The organism is Paenibacillus xylanexedens (genome assembly GCF_007676705.1).
GTDB classification, from domain to species: Bacteria; Bacillota; Bacilli; order Paenibacillales; family Paenibacillaceae; genus Paenibacillus; species Paenibacillus xylanexedens_C.
This window is the reverse complement of the sequence record NZ_VEBF01000394.1, coordinates 1-260: the sequence shown is the minus strand read 5'-3', so window position 1 is coordinate 260 and position 260 is coordinate 1. Positions and strand designations below refer to the sequence as shown.

Below are 260 nucleotides of genomic sequence, written 5' to 3'. Positions count from 1 at the left end.
GGCAAAAAGGTCATTCTGAATTTCTGGGCGTCCTGGTGCCCGCCGTGTAAAGCGGAGATGCCCCATATGGAAAATTACTATAAAACAAAGGCCAAACAGCAAAATACGGAAATTTTAGCCGTGAATTTGACGAATGCCGAGCGGGGAGGGAACGTCAACAAAAAGGTTGAGAATTTCATTGAAGAATACGATCTTACATTTACTGTGCCTCTTGACGAAAGCGGAGAGATCGGTAAAACTTATGGGGCATCCACCATCCC

General features: G+C 45.4%; 1 protein-coding gene. It reads left to right on the top strand.

Features of this window, described 5'->3' with window-relative positions:
* Positions 1-57 precede the first annotated feature (57 nt).
* Positions 58-260 (top strand): redoxin domain-containing protein (locus FS628_RS30705; RefSeq protein ID WP_260871252.1); only part of this gene is annotated, 203 nt, incomplete at its 3' end.